The sequence below is a fragment of the Pseudomonas sp. NBRC 111138 genome, assembly GCF_001320835.1.
GTDB classification, from domain to species: Bacteria; Pseudomonadota; Gammaproteobacteria; order Pseudomonadales; family Pseudomonadaceae; genus Aquipseudomonas; species Aquipseudomonas paracarnis.
Genome location: NZ_BCBO01000031.1, coordinates 83313 through 100938, shown reverse-complemented (window position 1 = coordinate 100938; position 17626 = coordinate 83313). Strand labels below are relative to the sequence as shown.

Annotated in this window: 12 protein-coding genes; 6 read left to right on the top strand and 6 right to left on the bottom strand. The window is 53.5% G+C overall.

Translation table 11 applies throughout. The features are described from left to right. Positions 1-132: 132 nt before the first annotated feature. Positions 133-450, top strand: a complete 318-nt coding sequence (locus tag APH41_RS06160) for a hypothetical protein (protein WP_003194269.1) — start codon at positions 133-135, stop codon at positions 448-450. Positions 451-509: 59 nt separating this feature from the next. Here APH41_RS06160 and APH41_RS06155 read toward each other — a convergent pair whose 3' ends face one another. Beyond that, positions 510-2333 carry a hypothetical protein gene (locus APH41_RS06155; RefSeq protein ID WP_082430423.1) on the bottom strand — a complete coding sequence of 608 codons (1824 nt, stop codon included), beginning with the start codon at positions 2331-2333 and terminating at the stop codon, positions 510-512. 162 nt (positions 2334-2495) lie between these two features. Between APH41_RS06155 and APH41_RS06150 the strand changes: the two genes are divergently transcribed. Next, a complete protein-coding gene (locus tag APH41_RS06150) occupies positions 2496-2984 on the top strand; it encodes a TIGR00645 family protein (RefSeq protein WP_014719996.1) in 489 nt (162 codons plus the stop codon). Between the two features lie 15 nt (positions 2985-2999). Here the strand turns inward: APH41_RS06150 and APH41_RS06145 are convergent, their stop codons facing one another. The 4 genes from APH41_RS06145 to APH41_RS06130 form a co-directional block, all read right to left on the bottom strand. Further along, entirely contained in the window at positions 3000-4433 is a 1434-nt protein-coding gene (locus tag APH41_RS06145; protein WP_054918012.1) for a glycosyltransferase family 39 protein, read from the bottom strand. 116 nt (positions 4434-4549) lie between these two features. Beyond that, positions 4550-5575 carry a hypothetical protein gene (locus tag APH41_RS06140; RefSeq protein WP_054918010.1) on the bottom strand — a complete coding sequence of 342 codons (1026 nt, stop codon included), beginning with the start codon at positions 5573-5575 and terminating at the stop codon, positions 4550-4552. A 106-nt stretch (positions 5576-5681) separates the two neighbouring features. After that, on the bottom strand, positions 5682-5936 hold the full coding sequence (locus APH41_RS06135; RefSeq protein ID WP_054918008.1) for a DUF6124 family protein: 255 nt from the start codon (positions 5934-5936) through the stop codon (positions 5682-5684). Between the two features lie 341 nt (positions 5937-6277). Further along, positions 6278-6796 (bottom strand): cysteine hydrolase family protein, encoded by a 519-nt coding sequence (locus APH41_RS06130; protein ID WP_054918006.1) that lies wholly within the window; start codon positions 6794-6796, stop codon positions 6278-6280. 380 nt (positions 6797-7176) lie between these two features. Between APH41_RS06130 and APH41_RS06125 the strand changes: the two genes are divergently transcribed. The 4 genes from APH41_RS06125 (at position 7177) to APH41_RS28730 (ending at position 12064) form a co-directional block, all read left to right on the top strand. Beyond that, entirely contained in the window at positions 7177-7980 is an 804-nt protein-coding gene (locus tag APH41_RS06125; protein ID WP_054918004.1) for an HNH endonuclease, read from the top strand. Between the two features lie 762 nt (positions 7981-8742). Continuing rightward, positions 8743-9669 (top strand): Pycsar phage resistance system effector protein PycTIR, encoded by a 927-nt coding sequence (pycTIR, locus tag APH41_RS06120; protein ID WP_054918042.1) that lies wholly within the window; start codon positions 8743-8745, stop codon positions 9667-9669. Positions 9670-9749: 80 nt separating this feature from the next. Next, a complete protein-coding gene (pycC, locus tag APH41_RS06115) occupies positions 9750-11294 on the top strand; it encodes a Pycsar phage resistance system uridylate cyclase PycC (protein WP_054918002.1) in 1545 nt (514 codons plus the stop codon). A 53-nt stretch (positions 11295-11347) separates the two neighbouring features. After that, positions 11348-12064, top strand: a complete 717-nt coding sequence (locus APH41_RS28730; RefSeq protein WP_371262611.1) for an E2 domain-associated cysteine-rich protein — start codon at positions 11348-11350, stop codon at positions 12062-12064. A 385-nt stretch (positions 12065-12449) separates the two neighbouring features. Here APH41_RS28730 and APH41_RS06110 read toward each other — a convergent pair whose 3' ends face one another. Beyond that, positions 12450-17540, bottom strand: coding sequence for a hypothetical protein (locus APH41_RS06110; protein ID WP_054917999.1), 5091 nt, complete (start codon positions 17538-17540; stop codon positions 12450-12452). Between the last annotated feature and the right edge of the window lie 86 nt (positions 17541-17626).

Genomic DNA, 17626 nt, shown 5'->3' with positions numbered 1-17626 from the left:
TTGGTCCCTACAACCTTGGTTTGTCGCGTTTTTATTCTATTCTCAGAGTCAGGGATATCCACAGGAGTCGCAGGATAGAAACAGCTTCGCCTTGCGCTGGGGCTGAACACCGATCTACCGAGGGGCGCCGCCATGTCGCGCAACCTTTGCCTTACTCGCCAGTGCCTGGGCCTGGTCACCCGTATCGAATGCTCCATTCGCCCTCTTGCCGGGGATAACGGGATGTGGACGCTATTGTTTGCCGCCGGCATGTCGGGCGAGCAGCCTTCCACTGTCAAATCCCAGGGCCCGTTCCATGGGCCCTTCGTGGCAGAACGCATGCTGGGCACCATCGTTGATAGCCTGACCTTGCACGGCTACGAGCAAATGGACGAGCCGCAGATCTGGTGCCTGCACCTGCAGGCCCATCTGCGCCAACTCAATGGCGGCCAGGAGCGACTAGCCCTCTGAGGATCGTTCCCACGCTCCGCGTGGTAACGCCGCCCCGGACGCTCCGCGTCCACCCAGGGCTATTTGCTCTCAGGCCTGTCCAGCTTCACCTCAAAACCGTACTGCACGGTGCTGAGGTCGGTGCGCTGGTAACTTTCCAGCGTGGTCGGCTGGCCGTAGAAGTAATGCACGTCAAACATCGCCGTGCCGTATTCCTCGGCGCGGTGGCTGACACCGAGAATCTCCTTGAGGTAATTGCCGCTGGCATCCTTGGCATAGAAGCGCCAACTGTCGGCGGGGAAGTCCTTCTGGTCGACGATCAGCGCGTTGTCCTTGAGCGACAGGCCCTTGGGCAGCTTGGCGGCGTCAATCGTGGCCTTCTCGATGGTGGCCAGAAACAACGGTACCGAGCCCACCACAAACGCCGGGGTTTCCGGGAACAGGTTGAGGTCGTAGGTGAGCGTGCCGCTTACTGCGTTCAGCTCGAACGCTTCGGTCGGCAGCTCGATAGGCTCGCCGCGCTCGCCCTTGTCGTCGGCGGTGAAGAAGGTGATAGGCGCGTCACTGTTGTTGCGTTCGGCACCGACTAGGTCGTCATTGAAGGTGAACGGGTGGTCGAACACGATTTTTGCGGCACTGGCGTCTTCGGTCGATTGGCTGATGGTGACGCTGTTTTTCAGTTGGTCCTCCGTCATCGAGGCATCTTTGAGCCAACTGGCGGCGCCGTCGTCATACACCGTGACCGGCATTGGCAGGGGCTGTACGGTGTTTTGCAGGCTGTTCCTGTCAAAGCGCATCACCGGCAGGTCCAGGTCTTTACGGGTGACCGTGGCCTTGGAAAAATCCAGCACATTTACCTGCAGGTTATCGATCAGCCCGTTGAAATACACCTTGGCGTAATGGCTGGTCTGCTGGCGTTCGAAGGCTTTTTGCGCGTCGGTGAGCTGTTTATCGAAGGCATCGGACCACGCGGTCTGTTTTTGCATCTCGGCCAGTTGTTTTTCATAGAACGCCACTTGCGCGGCACTCTCGTTGATCGAGCCTGAGCGGGTCAGAAATTGCTCAGTGCTGTCCCGTGCCTGCACCAGCAGCGGGTTGGGTGACGCGTCGCCGACTTCGGCGGCCAGGGGCTGGCTGTTGGTCAGTTCGATCTCGGCGTAGTTCTTTTCCAGCGTCAGCAGGTTGAGGGTGATGTTGCCATCGGTGCGTTTATGGCCCACGTCTTGTTTGGTCAGGTCGAACGTCAGCACCTTGCCCGGGGTGATCACCTCCACCGCGCCCTTGAGGCTGATGGGTTGTGGCTGGCTCTTGTTTTCCGTCTCGATCCCTTCAATAAACGGGTAGGTCACCGTCAGGTCGTCGGGGTTGGTCAGGTTGGAGCTGCTGGGGCTCAGTTGAATGCCGGGGTCGGTTTCTGACCATTCCGGTTGGAAGGGAATGACTTTATTGTTGCTCAGGGTGACCGACTGCCATTCCAGGCCATGGGGGAAGGGGAACTGGTCAGGGGCGTTGAAGTTGAACGGGAAGACCGGCTGCAAATCCGTCAGGTAGTCGGAGTGCGAGGTTTTGCGCAGTACGAACAGGCCATTGATGTAGGTGTCCACCAGCGCTTGGGGCGTAGGGTAATGCTTGAGCAGGGCCAGGCTATCTTCGCCGTATTCGGCTTCGATGGGCTTGCTGGCGAGCTTGACGCGTGCACGCTCCAGCAACAGCAGCGAGCCGCCCAGGTCCGCAATGGCATCGCGCAGCTTGGGGTCCTGGATGGTGTCCAGGGACTGTTCGAACTTCGTGGTTTTCTCTTCGAGGGTCGCCTGCTTCTGCTCTTCTTTAGGGGAGCAGCCGCTGGCTATCAGCAACGCCGCGCACAGGCCGAGAGTGGCCAAAGGGGATCGCACATCCATCATCTGAGTTTTCCTGTCCGACATCATCGAGCCGAGTGAATGGCCTCGACACTAGCAGAAAAATTCTCTTACAGATGCCACTTGGGTCAGTTTTCTCGCGGTGACAGGGGCCGGGTGGCGGCTGGTATACTCGGCGCCATTTTTAGCCAAGCTGTGTGAGATTCAATGGAACGCTTTATCGAAAATACGATGTACGCCTCGCGTTGGCTGCTGGCGCCGATCTACCTGGGGCTGTCCTTGGGCCTGCTGGTCCTGGCGTTGAAATTCTTCCAGGAAATCATTCACGTGATTCCCAACATCTTCACCATGTTGGAAGCCGAAGTGATCCTGCTGCTGCTGTCGTTGATCGACATGGCCCTGGTGGGCGGCTTGCTGGTGATGGTGATGATTTCCGGCTACGAGAACTTCGTGTCGCAGCTGGATATCGACGAAAACAAGGAAAAGCTCAACTGGCTGGGTACCATGGACTCTTCGTCGCTGAAGATGAAAGTGGCGGCCTCCATCGTGGCGATTTCCTCCATCCACCTGCTGCGCATCTTCATGGACGCCAAGAACGTCGATCCACAGCACCTGATGTGGTACGTGATCATCCACATGACGTTCGTGGTCTCGGCGTTTGCCATGGGCTACCTGGACAAACTCACCAAGCATTGATACCCCGCGCTGGCCTTACTGCTCCACGAAGTAATAAGGCTGGCGGTTGACTGCCATTTGCTTGATCACCGTAACCTTCTCGTTCAGCCGGTCGGTGTGGTCTGTCAATGCAACGTTGCCGGGCTTGGCGCTGAGGAAGGCGCGCAGTTCGGCTTCGGTGTTCAGGATCGGCAAGTAGGCCTGCAGGTAGAAGACGCTGGCGCCGTCGATGCGCTCGTTGGGTTGATACATCGCTACCGTCCTGCCTTCGTCTTGCAGGGTCTGGATCTGACTGATCACCGGCACGAATGAATGGCGCACATCGGCTTTGGGTGCAAACCAGAACGCTGCGCTCAGGTAGCAGGCGATGGCCAGGCTGAAAACCCCGCCGATGATCTGCCGGTGATAGCGGTACAGCCCCGGCTTATGGTCTTTGGCCCACTCCAGCAGCACCCGCGCATATTCGGCAGCCAGTACAGCCGCGGCTGGCGTCAGCGCCATCAAATACACGGTGCGTTTACTGGAAGCCAGGGTCAGCAGGGTGAACTGCGCCACCAGCCACACACTGAAAAACAGGCGGTAGCGGTTGCGTACCAGGCTTTTGCGGAAGTACCACAGGCCCAGGTACACCAGGATATTCCAGGGCAGGAAGGCCTCGGGCAGTTTGGCGAGGTAATAGTAAAACGGCTCGTAATGCCCGGCCTCTACGAACGAACCGCTGAAGCGCCCGACGCTATTGGTCCATAACACTTCACCCACCGCCTGCATCCCGCCGCGCTGAAACAGAAACCCCAGCCAGATCAGCAGCGGCACCAACGCCAACAGCGTGAACAGCGCCGGCTTGCACCAATCGCCCAGCCGCAGGCGCTTATCCATCAGGCTGGTGCAAAGCAGGTACACAAAAATCACAATGCCCGGCATCGCCAGGCCCAAAACGCCCTTGCTCAACGTGGCGATGACCATCCCTGCGGTAAACAACGCCCAGGCCCAGATACTCGAACCTTCACGCTCGGGCCGTACCGCCTGGTAAAACCCCAGCAGGGCAGCGGTGACACCGAGGCTGAGCAATGAATCCTCACCCACCCCCCGCACATTGCCCCAATAACTGGCCATGGTCGCCAGGATCAGCGCAGCACTGAACGCCAGCGTCTGCGGCCGCCCAAACCGCCGCAGCATCCCGTACAACAGCATCACACTGAACAACCCGGCAAACGCCGACGCCAGGCGCACCGCCCCGGTGCTGGCGCCAAACAGGCGAATCGCCCCGGCGTCCAGCCACAGGCTCAGGGGTGGTTTTTCCAGGAAGGGTTCACGAAACAGGCGCGGCACCACCCAGTCATTGTCCAGGTGCATCGCCATGGCGATCCCGGACACCCGCGCTTCGGTAGAGCCTTGCAGCTCGTGGTTGCCGAGGGCGAAAAAGAACAACAGAGCAGCAAGCAAGAGCAGCAGGGGAGCAGGGCGCGTCATGGAATCTGGCTACCGAGGCATGAGACCGATCGGGCGACCGGTCATGGGTAGTCAGGGAGTATACGAGCGCGATTCTTAACCTTTGGTGAACGGCCGTAGGGTTTTTCTCCGGCGCGTCAGGGCATTTTCAAGCTGGGCACCGCCGCTTTGCCTTGTGCGGTCAGCACCGGCGCCAACTGCTCCCAGGTGAAGGCCAAGTCGTTGTCGCAACCGTCACCATTGGCCGGTGTCGAGAGTTGCAGGCCCTGGGTGTTGAAGCTGAGGTGAAAGTTGGAGTAATCGGTGATCGCGGGGCAGCCCTCGTCGGTGGTGGTTTGCTTGGCCAGCCAAGTGCTGAAGGAGGCCGGCAGCTTCAAGTGTCCGGAATAGGCGTCATGCCATTGCTGATGGCCGCCGAGCCAGGCCCATGGGTCCACACTCTCGCCGGTTTGCAGGTTCCAGGAGTGCAGGCCCCAACTGATGCCCATGGCGCCTTGGCCTGCGGCCCAGCGGTAGAACCGCACGGTGAGAAATTGCGATGACCAATAGGCAGGCTCAACCTCGATCTCACTGGTATAGACCGAGCCGTTTCGACCCAGGTATTCACGCCGCTCATAAAAATAGTCGGTTAGATCTTCGTCATTGACGGCCAGGGCGGCGAGTTGCTGATTGATCTTCTGCACCCCCGGGCCATCGCCCTCCAGCTTGAGCGTGACGCGGGGGCCTTGGGTCTTGAGCTGGTAGGGATGGTTGTGGAAAGTCTTCTTCTCAGTCTTGATCGGCAGCGGCGCAGCTTCCATGGGCGCGTTATAGGCATCGCTGCCGCAGCCGTCCGTGCCAATGCGGCGCAGGGCCAGTGGCAGCGGCGCACCGCCATCGGTTTTGCTCCAAGCACCAGAAAGGGTATCGCCCTGAGGTTTTTGCAGGGCCCAGAAACCGGTGTTGCCTTCCTCCACCCAAGGCGCGTTGTCGTTGGCCTGGGTCAGCTGAATCGGCGTACGGATGCGCTGGTAGTAATAACTGCCATGCTCCCCGTCGGCGCCGTTGAAACAGACGGTGATAGCGGACTTGCCCAAAGTACCTTGCCAAACCCCGGCCAGCTCGGCAGCGGTGACGAATGAAGGGATGAAGGCGAGGGCGATGACGGCGAAGGGCTTGAACACGGGTATCTGACTTCCGGTTGTCTGATAAAGGCCGTCAGGGTAATGGGAAGTGTGAGGGGATGCCAGCGGGCGAGATGCGCTGAGGCAGCTCGCCCGTTTTCGTGTTTTAAGGTTGTGGCATTTGGGTAGTGAATGGCTGGGTGTTCAAGACCCGTTCTACCAGTAGCTCACCTAAAACGATCAATTGCTGGGCGGCCAGCAACTTGTGGCGGTGCGCGCCTTCAAGTTCGAAAGCCAGGTCGGTGGTCATGGCGTTGAGGGAGGCGAGGGTTTCGCTGGCTTGGATTAGCAGGGTTTCGGGGTGGATGTTTTCGGCGAGGGTGAAGAGGGTGGTTGGGGGATTGGGGGTGATCTTTTTCATGATGAAGCTCCCACACTGTTTAAGGAGCTACCGCCCCCTGCTGTCAAACAGGATTGGGTGGCAGCTGTACGCGGGTTGACAGACCGGAAGTGTAGGAACCCGGCGCACCCGAAGATGCCCCACGCACAGCCGCCATGAACGGAGCGGAATGCGTAAGCATGCCGCCTTATCACAGGGTGTGAAAGGTTACACTTTTCGGCCTGTCAAAGCCGGTCGCTGATCGCCAGCGACGCAAAGAAGTTAGCGTTGTGAAGGGGGTTGCGCCAGTTCACCAACAGCGCGGCAACTTGCGGGAAGCTTCCGAAGCTCGGCCCTGTTGGCGTCCCCGTCGTCAGGCTCTGTTAAAAGCTCCAGTCCTCAGCCTGAACCAACTGGCAGAACGGCCCATTGAGCGTGGCATTGTGATGAGCCACGATGGCCTCGGCTTTCATCAAGGGCGTGTCAGAACAGGTATGACCGTCGGCGATAAGCACCGCATCGAAGCCAAGGTCACGCGCAGCACGGCAGGTGCTGTCGACGCAGTATTGCGTTTTCATCCCGGTGACTACCACGCCGGTGGCGCCGCAAGAGCGCAGACTGTCAGCTAGGTCAGTCATCGCAAAAGCGTTAGGCCGACGCTTTTCGAACACCACTTCCCCACCCAGCAACTTCATTTCCTCTGCAATCAGCGTAAGCGGGCTGCCCGACTCGATTGGCGAGCCAGCGGGGCCGATGTGACGCGCGAGAAAAATTGGCGCGCCTGCGCTGCGGGCCTTGTCCATCAGGGTGTTGAGCGTTTCCAACAGCTCGTCGCAGCGCCAGGGTTTTTCCGGGCCGTGGATGAGTCCGACTTGGATATCCAGTATCAACAGGGCGTACATGGGTGCATCTCCTTGCGTGTGAACCAGCGACACAAGGGCATATAAAAAGGCCCTGTCCATCGCTGGCGGGCCTTTGAAGTGTTCGTTTGTTATTGGCTCACGACACCTCGCACGCTCCGCTTGAAGCGGTCGTGGTGGTGGTTGTCGAGGTGAGGCAATAGGTAGTCATGGGGCGACACTAGCATTGTGGTTGATGGAATGCCAGGTACAAAAAAGACGTCTTTGGACGTCTTTTTTGTTGATTCCGGGGGTAGCTGAAAAGCTTTTTCACCTTATTAATTTATATAAAGAATAAGAATCTTAAAAAGTTGAGCTGGAATATTTTGTAAGAAGTTTCCTCATTTTTGGTAGGCTTTTGCCATCAGTCGAGAGGAAATGGAATGCCCGCAGTCATCGTTGAAAACGACACATCGCCGTGGCAAGACGAGACCGGTGCTGTCTATCACTTCCCCAAGCGGTACCAAGCCTGGCTTGCTGAAGGAACCGAAGTGATCTATTACAAAGGGCGCATCCAGGACAAAACCTTTGCTTCTGCCCGCCTCAGCGCCGATCCGCATTATTTTGGTATGGCACGCATCGGTAAGGTCTACGCAGACCAGAGGAGTGATAAGGGTGACCTATTTGCTTTGATCGAAAACTTCACTCCGTTTGAAGGCGCTATCCCCTCGAAAATCAACGGAGCGTACCTGGAGACGATCCCCGCTACTCGCGTGAACAACTATTGGCGTGACGGGGTTCGGTCCATTTCCCAACTGGATTACGATGCAATCCTAAGTCATGCGAAGCTCCTGTCTTCCCAGGCTGACCAGGGCACACCAAATATCGAAGGCGATCCATTGACCTTTGAATCGGCCAATGAAGGCAGCAAATCAAGTTACTTTGGAACCCGTTACGAACGCCGGAAAGATCTAAGGGTGAAGGCCATTGCTATCCACGGGCTTGACTGCAAGGCATGCGGCTTTGATTTCGAAAAGGCGTACGGCGAGCACGCGAAGGGGTTCATTCACGTTCACCATATAGTGCCGATTTCGAACTTTGGTGGTGAGAAAACCGTGAATCCGGAGACTGACCTCGTTACGTTGTGCGCCAACTGTCATGCGGTGGTTCATCGCAAGCGGGATATGACGCTGAGCGTTGATGAGCTGAAAGGCATGTTGCGCGGGCGATGGGTAATCGAGCCTTAGTTTTCTACTGTGTTCAGCCTACGGTTTTTTTGTGAGGCTGAGCCCTGGATAGTGACATCCTACCGGCGGGCCCATTAGCCGTTACTGTACCTGGCGAGTCGGCTCTCAAAGTCTTGCGCGGTCTCCTGATCAGTACAGTATAGGTAGCAGCCTTTTATCCCACTGGAAAATGGGACTGGAAGAAGGAGGCGGATTTATGGACTTCAGGCACCAAAAACGTCCATAGACGCTTTTTTTCGTTCGTTTGGTGGGCCGGGGTAATTTGAATCGGTTCAGTAACTTATTGATTTATAACATTAATAGCGATTTTAATTTTTGGCTGGAATACCAATTGGAATACTGCATTCCACTGGACTCCCCGTTTGCATTCGATCTGACCAGCAACGCTTCGTAACCATGATTGGCAGTGAACTGCCCATAGCTGCCGATGACGACAGGAAGAAATCGGCCAAAAGGACGGTTAGCTGAGACTTCTAACTGACCAGAAGTCCTCACCAGGAGAGTCCAGCGAATACCGGGCTTTTTTATTCAGGCCCTTGTCCTGAATCTGGCTGTGCAATGGCGAAAACATAGCCGCTTGACCATCGATCCAGCAGAATTACCGATGAAGCCAATGCCTAGCTAGAAGCGTGAGCCGCAGGTTGGCCAGTTGCAGCCGGCCGCTCCGATCTTTTCTTCAGCGTCCACTTGAAAATGGGGCGTACATCCCCATTTCTCTGTGAGCGCCCCCCGCAACCTCTTCGCAAGGGAATGTTCGTCATCATGACTACTGGGAAGTTGATCGATCGCTTTGAAGGGCCGTCAGGCCGCGCCGTTCTTGAGGAAGTACTGCTTGAGCAGAAGCTGGTACTCGGAAATCAAGACCTAGCACGCCGCCTCGCGGAGGTAGGAACGCTGGAGGAGATCGTTAAGGATACGGTGCTCATTACCGAGGACGCGGAGGACTCCGAGGTTTACTTCATCATCACAGGGCATTTCCAGGTGAAGGTCCATGATCGTGAAGTCGCAACACGAGGGGGCGGCGATCACGTCGGAGAAATGGCTGCTCTGGTCGCAACGGCGAAGCGCTCCGCCACAGTGGTGGCCACCGACCCCTCGATTGTCTTGAAGGTCAGCGCGACGGACTTCAAGTCCATTGCGGACGCGTATCCCTCGGTTTGGCGACATGTCACTCGGCAACTGGTCGATCGACTACACCAGCGAAACGACTTGGTACTCCCTACCCATGAGTTTTCGCACGTATTCATCATTTGCTCGGTCGAGGCACTCCCCATTGCTCGGGCGATCGAGAATCACCTCCAGCACGAAAAACTCTTCGTAAAGACCTGGACACAAGGTGTTTTCCGCGCGTCGCAGTACGCCATTGAAAGCCTCGAAGAGCAGTTGAACGAGTGCGACTTTGCCATCGCAATTGCGCAGCCAGACGACTCCGTCAGCGTCCGCGGGCAAATAAAGGATACGCCTCGCGACAATGTCATTTTCGAGCTGGGACTGTTCGTGGGACGTCTAGGCAGGGCACGAACCTTCCTCCTTGAGCCCAGGGGTGACGAGGTCCATCTGCCGTCAGATCTGAAAGGGCTGACCACCATCACATACCGCGCAACGACAGATGAAAAACTCCTGGCGTCGAACCTATCACCAGCTTGCAATGAACTACGCACCGTATTCACCCAGCTAGGACCGAAATAAGCAAGAGCTGTCACTATGAAAATTTGGCATGCGCTTGCCTACCGCATTGCAGCGCGCCCAACCGCCCGAAGGAGAGGTCGATGAGTAAGAGTTGGAACCATGATCGCGCTGAAAAACACATCGACAAGAGAATCGCTGATGTAGAGGAAGTCACCATCAAGGACTACGTACGCGACATGTCGCTGGAGTCCATTCCTACCAGCACCGCGTACCGCGTCGATGGCGTCCACATGTATGCGGACATCATGAATCTCGAGGACATGCTGAACATCACTACCGCCGAGGGCATTGAATGCCACAAGCGTACGCTGCGCTTCCTCGACCAGCACTACCGGGCGGTCAAGCGGATTCTCAACAAGGTTGATGCACGCAGGGTCGACTTCCATAGCCAGCGGTTGCACTCGCTTTTCACTAAGCCGTACAACACAGAGTCCGGCGCAGAGACCAAGCGTGTCCAGCGCTCCGTTGCGACCGCAAAACTGATCATCGACGTGCTCGCAGAGACAGGCGACGACGATGAACAGATCCCCGCAGCAAAGGTTCGTATTGGCATCGATACCGGCCTGGCGCTTGCTGTAAACAATGGCCGCAGTGGGAACCGAGAACCCTTGTTCCTGGGCGACCCTGCAAACCATGCAGCAAAACTGGCCAGCAACAACAAGACCAAGGGCATCTACCTGACAAACAATGCTCGTAAGGCCATCGGCCTTGCGGAAAGCGAAGCCCCCGAAAAATCGGCCCTAACCACGGCAGAGATTCAGGCATGTCAGGACGCGGCCAAACTGGATGTCACGTCTGACGAGATCGTCGAAGAATGGCGTGAGGACCTGAAAAAGAATCCCCTCGGTGGTTACCAGTTCTCCCGCCAAACACCACCTTTGCGCGATATGGACATCTACGCGCTGACCCCCGGCAACTCGAAGCGGCAGGAGATGGTCAGCCTCTATGCGGATATCGATGGGTTCACGGCCTACGTAGCGGATCACATCAACGAGAAAACCGAAGATGTCGTGCGGACATTGCACGTCATCCGCGCCGAGCTGGAGCGGGTCGTCACCTCCGACTTCGAAGGGCGCCGCGTGCGCTTCATTGGAGACTGCGTGCAAGCCCTGTCGGGTGACGGCACCGCGTATACCACTGACGAAGAGAAATCTGTATCTGAGGCCACACGGCTGGCTGGTGCACTGCGCAGCAGCTTCAACCTGGCAATTGAGCGTTTGAAGAGCGAGGACGTTGAAACCGGCGACCTCGGTCTCGCGATTGGCTTCGATCTGGGGCCTATAGCCGTCACGCGTCTGGGCACCAAGGGCAATCGAGTTCGTTGCGCTATCGGGCGCAGCGTGATTGAGTCTGAGAATCGCCAATGTGCGTGTACAGGTGTGGAAACCGCTATCGGGCAATCGGCTTACGACGCAGCATCGAAAGCTGTACAGAACCTGTTTGGAAAGAGTCGCAAGACGTCGCACCTAGACTACAACGAAGCTACCGAAGCCCTGGCAGATGATGGTGACGCATCGGCGAAGCAAGCTCGCTCGGAAGCCTACGCAGGTTCCGCCGCAATCATTCGCGCAGATGAGCGTCAGGTGCAGCCCCACTCCCTCCAGAATGTAGACGGCAGCCGTTGAGCACAGCGCTCGACCTGATTGCACAGGTCGCCCCAGATTTCGGGGGGACCTGTGTGACTACCTCTGCGCAGACAGCAATGCTTGATCTGCCGATTCGGCTGGTGGATGGAAGAACGCTTCCCTACAAGCTGCATTTACACCAAGCCGGTGAATGGGTAGCAGCACGCGAACACACGCCACATCACTTGCCAGGTTTTTGCCCCGAACGGCACATCAATTATGACGGTACGTTCTGCCTGTTTTACGCAGGCGCCAATCCGCTTCCTGTCTCAGATGAGCCGTCCGCTCGTGTCTGGTTTGAGACAATCTACAAATACCTGAAGCTTCAAGAGCGCGCTCGCACTCTGCGCAAATGGCCGAATGGTTCCGCGTGGGCACATGGCGACGCAGCTCGACATCAACTTCGAGCGCAGAAAGCTGCGAGCGCAATCAATGGCAATTTCGCTAACGGTCTTGCGGTAAATCAGCTAGGGCTCAAGCGCAGAAAGTCCAAGGGTCGGACTATCTTGGATGTGTTCTCCGGCACAGTATCTTTGTTCAGCGTGTGGGAAAAGCCCGAGCGGGTAATCAACCAAAAAAGGCGTTGTTTCTGCGGCTTGTATGGACGCCGTCTTCCAAAACGAATTCGGCGCTGTCATGACCATGCAAAGCAGGCTACCGAACTGGCTTTCGCATTGCGTGACTGGGAGGAGGCTGAGCGGCAATACTGGGACTCCATGCGAGGTAAGCCTTGCTGTGGTTCCTGCGATAGCTGCCCACTCAGCCCATAGATTCCAATTGTAATTCGGGCTGGTACCCAGGCGAGTACCCTCATATTTTTGCTTCAGCTCCGCTTTCTTCATTGCAGGCGGTTATGCGGACGCGCCCCCATGGTGACGGTTTGCTATCGGTCGACTTTGTTGAAAAGTCGACCTTGGTTTCCATGGCATAAAAGTACGCGTCTGAGATTGAAACCCTTACTTTTGGTAGATGCTTCCGGGGCCAGACTTCACGTGGCCGCGTGTAAAAATGAGTTTTCACCGGTCAACATTCGGGCCGTTTCAGCGGACCGACTTTTTCAACACAATCTGTCAAAAGCAACGAGTCAGATATGTCTAGGAAATGCGGGGCAATTCACCCATGAGCTATGGTGCATAGCTCATGGGTGAATAAAAACTAGATAGCGATTCTACGCGTACGGATAAGTGACTCACGTAGGTAGTAAGCTCTAGCAGAACCTGTTTCAACTATGCCGGTGAGCAAATCCAAACAAGCCTCATACATTTTACGGCTTAGTTTACTATCAGATAGCTGCAAATATTTAGCCATCGACATCTCAAGGCAAAAAGCGGTGTTGCCTTGTAGCTCAAGGATCCTTGGATTTTGCTTGAACTCTTTAGCTAAAATATATATTCCCTTATCAAAAAACAAATCGTGGTGATGATACATCAGGGAGCATAATGATTCAAAAACCAGGCTGTTCTTTGCTGAGCGCGCGCAGAAATCAATAAGATGTTGAGCACCTACCTCTATCACCTTGATACGCATAGGGTGACGTTGAGCGATTCCATCGCCATACAACATCCCGCGCAGGAACGAGTTCAAATCATGCTGATGTCCAGCATAGGGTGTATTCACATCATTTATAGTAATCTCGTGAATCTCCGGTGCAAGCAGGTTCCAGAGGTCCCAAATACCGTCATAATCGGACCTCGTTTCCATCACGGAGTCAAACCGAAGCTTAACTATATGAATAAAGCTTGGAGCCTTCTGGCAACCTTCAATCAAAATGTCACGTATCGGTCTAAAATTATCAGCTCTAGTTGCAACGGTATGCTCAGCCAAGCAATCTTGAATTACTTTTTTCACATCATAATTCAACCTTTCAGATTGGTTGACATGCCGCTCCTCGTTTTCATCATCATAAACTATGCAAGCAATCTTAGATAATAGCTCGTGGCAAATATTGCCGACGCTACCAAATGGTATCATTAGCATTGGAACGTGGAATCGCCACATTGAGTGGGATTTAGGGGTGATGTTAGATGGGTCTACTTCAAACTTTCCCTCCAGGACTTCCTCTCTGAATTGAGCAACAAGTGTGGTCCACTCGACAGCGACTGAATTTGAATCGTCATCAAAATAGGAACTGCGCTGGGCATAGCTCGACACCAGCTCAAATCGAGCGAACTCTACCGCTCCGCTAATGCATAAGCTCGCTAGGTCCGCATCTCGCGCCCAGAGAAAATCTCGAACACCTCTCGCAGCAGACTCACACACATGGACATTGGCGTGAGTTATGGCCGTTACAATTGTGTACTGCACGGCTGTAACCTGTTCCGGCTCAAGGTCGCAATCCAAAAGCTTAGCGAGAACATAGGCACAAGCCCCGGCCCCATGAGCGTCTGTTGCATCGACAGCCATGTGACCGCTTCTATCGTCAGAATGCAGATGGATAACTTGCAGAATCAAATCCAAGCACCAATCGACATTTTCGGCAGATAGCTGCTCGAAATAGTCTCGCACCGCCACCGCTGCTGTGGTAGCGACTGCCCCCAGCGCCATAATTTCAAAATTTCCAACTTTGCCTTCAATAAACAACTCTAAGATCTTTTTCGCGTCCCCGATGGCCTCATCAAAACCAATTAAATCCCCTCTATTGATCTGGGGGTCTTCAAATATTTTCTTCGACCACATATACAGGCGACTAACAGGGGCATCAGAAGCGTGCTTATCCTGATGTTCTCGCTGAATTTGCTGAAGATCCTCACTGAGTTCTTGCTTGGACTGAAAAACTATACGTTTATTTTCATCATCCGCTACCGCCTCCCACTCCCGGACATTGGTGCGATGGATTAGGAATTTTAAGTTTTTATCATCGCCTGCCTCTGCGATATCCTTAAGCTCATCAACTATTTTATAAGCCTCTGATCTATGGTCCTCAAAAAATTGAAGCTTCACCAAGAGCGTTTCCAAGGTGTCATTTCGCCAAGGCCTTAATGCGGCTACCTTTCGCTCTTCCTCGAATACTCTAGACATCGAGTCGCGCCGGGTGCCGAACCAGTTCATTTCATGTCCACCTCTTTCTTGGAGGCCGCGCATCAGGTCTAACCTGTAGAGCATTGGACACCTCAGCAATGGGTAAGCTGAGGCCCCAACTTTCTCAGGAAATCCAACTGCAACAGAGGCTAGAACAGATGTCGTCAAAACAGAGTTGCTGGACTTCAACACATAGTCAAAAATCCAAGAAAGCTCGTTTTTAGCTGGTGGTTTCTCAATGTACTCAATCAACCAGCTTTCAAAAGCCATCAAAGCGCACTGAAGCAGGTATGGCACAGTGGAGTGTCCACGATAACCCTTCCATAAGTGTGGAGAGGCGTAATTTGATACTTGGGTGCCATCTTGCGTGGAGAAGTGAGCCTGCTCGACTACCATTTCATCGAGCATGCCAAATTTTGGCTGCTGCCGCTGCCCGTATTCAGAACCGCCGTGCTTCTCCGAACAAGTCCGACAAAGGTCTAAAATAAAGTCAAGCCCTTTACGAGGGTGATGTTGCAGCAAGTATTTAAATGGCCCCCTGGATCCGCTTGCTGGAAAATAGTCATGCTCATCTTCTAGGCCGTAACTTTCGCCTACCCCTAGCATTGATCGGAAAATATTGTCATCACCCGCTGACTCTGGACGCAACCATTCATACATGGCAAGTCGAATAATGAAATCTGGTCGATGTAGACTGAGCATCGCAACCAATTCGCTAGCTAAAGCCAAGCTCACCAATTCGTCTACGTACCTAGGTCGGTCCTGCCTACGCTTTGACGCAAATACATGTTGTTCAACCAATGCATTGAACTGTTCTGGAATAGCTGGAACGACCTTCAGTAGTACCCTTAAAACCTTACTTCGTATCCCCTCTTTTCTATAGGAATCCGCTAATCGCTCCAGCAAAAACAAGCAGATTTCACCAACGGTTGAGGACTCCGGAGGAAGCTTAGTCCAGATATTGATAACATCTGACCAAGTGTTTATGACTTCTACAATATGCGGATGAGCGTTATCATCCAAAGACGCTATGTGAGCGAAAGTGAAATTTATTAGAGCACTCCACCCTTTGCCATAAGGTCTCAGAAAAAGCAAAAAGCTCGTATCAGAACTTTCATTGTCAACTTGAATGCCTCCCAGTCCCTCAATAGGGCGTTGACAGGTAATACGCAATATGAAGAAGAATCTGAGTAGTAATCGCGCCTGATTACATAGCAAATTATTTTTTAATATTGAAAAATACGCCTCAGGCTCGTTGCTTTGGAGTATTGTCGCGATCACCTCATCCTTCCAGTAGCTGGCAACTTCTTCGTCAGCTATGATACTTTCGATCAAATCTGTCAGTTCTGCGCCTGCTGCCATCTTATGACTGAGCCATAAGCGAAACCCTCGGTTGATTGCTGGTTCATTTCCGATAGAAGCCAAAAATACGCTAGCACAACCAAGACTCTCTAAATACTCACTTTCAATAAACTCTTCTAACGCCCAATCCTCAAGCACATCATGTGCAGGACTTATAAGCGACGTGCGCCGATCTTTATATATTAAATTATCTTCCTCTAGCCTCGCCACGACCTCAGGATCAAAGTCTGCTTCACGAACGCCAAAGACCATTTTTTTAGCTCTTAGCTTTGCAATTTCGATGAAAGTAGACCTACGGCGGGCCGGCATTCCACCTCTACGATCCAACTGATTTTCAATGACCGAGTTCCAGATAGTTGTTCTAAACTGTTCTTCAGTATTCCCGGATTCAAATTTTGCGCCATTATCCAAAGCACGCACGGCGAGATCGATAAAAAATGGGTTGCTCAGAAGCCCTACTACTGAACTATTGTCGATCAACTGCTTAAGTGCTGGAATGCTCTCGCAAACCTCAGCAACTTGCTCACTGGAAAAGCCTGACACGTTGACGCTATTAAATTTTATGCCAGAGGGCTGAAAATAATTAAAGGCAAGTTGTTGATATGCGTAATCACGCCCCGTAGCGATTACCCCCCAACCTTCTTGCGCGCTTATAAAATTCAAAAGATCAGCAAACGCTGTTGGATTATTCAACTCCAACACTTTCTCAACCGATTCTATGACCAGTATTTTCTCTCTGATCAAAGAAAACTGGCTGGCAATCTGACTAAGATCCGACCGCATACCAGACGATGTGAAAACATCATTTAGATGGCTTTTATCGAAATCTTCTGCCCTAACATAAAAGACCGCCGCCTCATGTCCAACTGTTTCTACAAAATCTTTAACGATGCCTGACTTTCCCGCCCCTCTTTCGCCAGTTACAAATACAAACCCGCCACCTTTGTAAGCTTCCCTAACAGCCTCAACAGCCTCATGTCGTGAGATATGTATGCTACCGATTGAGTTGGAAATACCAGAATAGATATGATTGCTGCGGACCCGAAACTTCTCAATGTCTCCATCAAGCGACTTGTACACGCTAGCTTTGAATAGATTCGTCAAATCGACAGGCACATTACTAGTCGTCAATGTCCCGGCATTTTGGTTAAAATCTTGAACAACTGTTATGACTTTAGCCAAAACGACTGACGGCGGTAATTCTGAATGCTGCTGAACCAAGGATCCGAGCATGGATGCCGTCACAGACCCAGCTTGATCCAAGTCATAAGAGATGAGATAGAAAACCTTCAGAAAGTTCCAGAACTCATCATCAGTCAATGCTATATTATTGGCTCTGTCTAACTGCTTTCGAATTATATTCAAGCGCTCACGTTTCTTTGCGCTTGTGAAACCATCCGTCGTTGATTTGCGGAAAAACTCTTCAGCACTGGAAGAGTAGCGTGCCCAATCTAGAACAGGAATGGTGTTTGCAACGTCGACTTTTGTTAGTGGTCCTGTTACAAGGGCAATTGCATCAAAGTCTGCGTCGAAAGTTGGGCTTTTGAAGTCTTCCCAGGCTGCGCCAATGACTTCTGCAAATGTCGAATCAGCGGACTCACCAATCTTGATCTCATGCTTGATTTGAACATACAACCGAAACAGCTTCCCCGCGCAATCCTCACCTATTATATGAATATCATCAGTATGCACACCTTTGTACTTACTCTGGAAACCTACCTCTTTAACACGGACGCTGGTAGGCATACACGGCACAGGCGTGCCCGCCAAAAGTGCAACTACAAATGAAGCTTGAACACGAGTTTCGAAATTGACGCCACCACCACCTGTTGAAAATGGATTGCTTTGCTCTTTTAGTTCGCCCATGCCGCTAACTCTCCTTCAAACCTTCTGTCATCGACCCATCCCTGGAAACGTCCTGTTTAGTTCAGCGTTGAGGACTACACGACGGT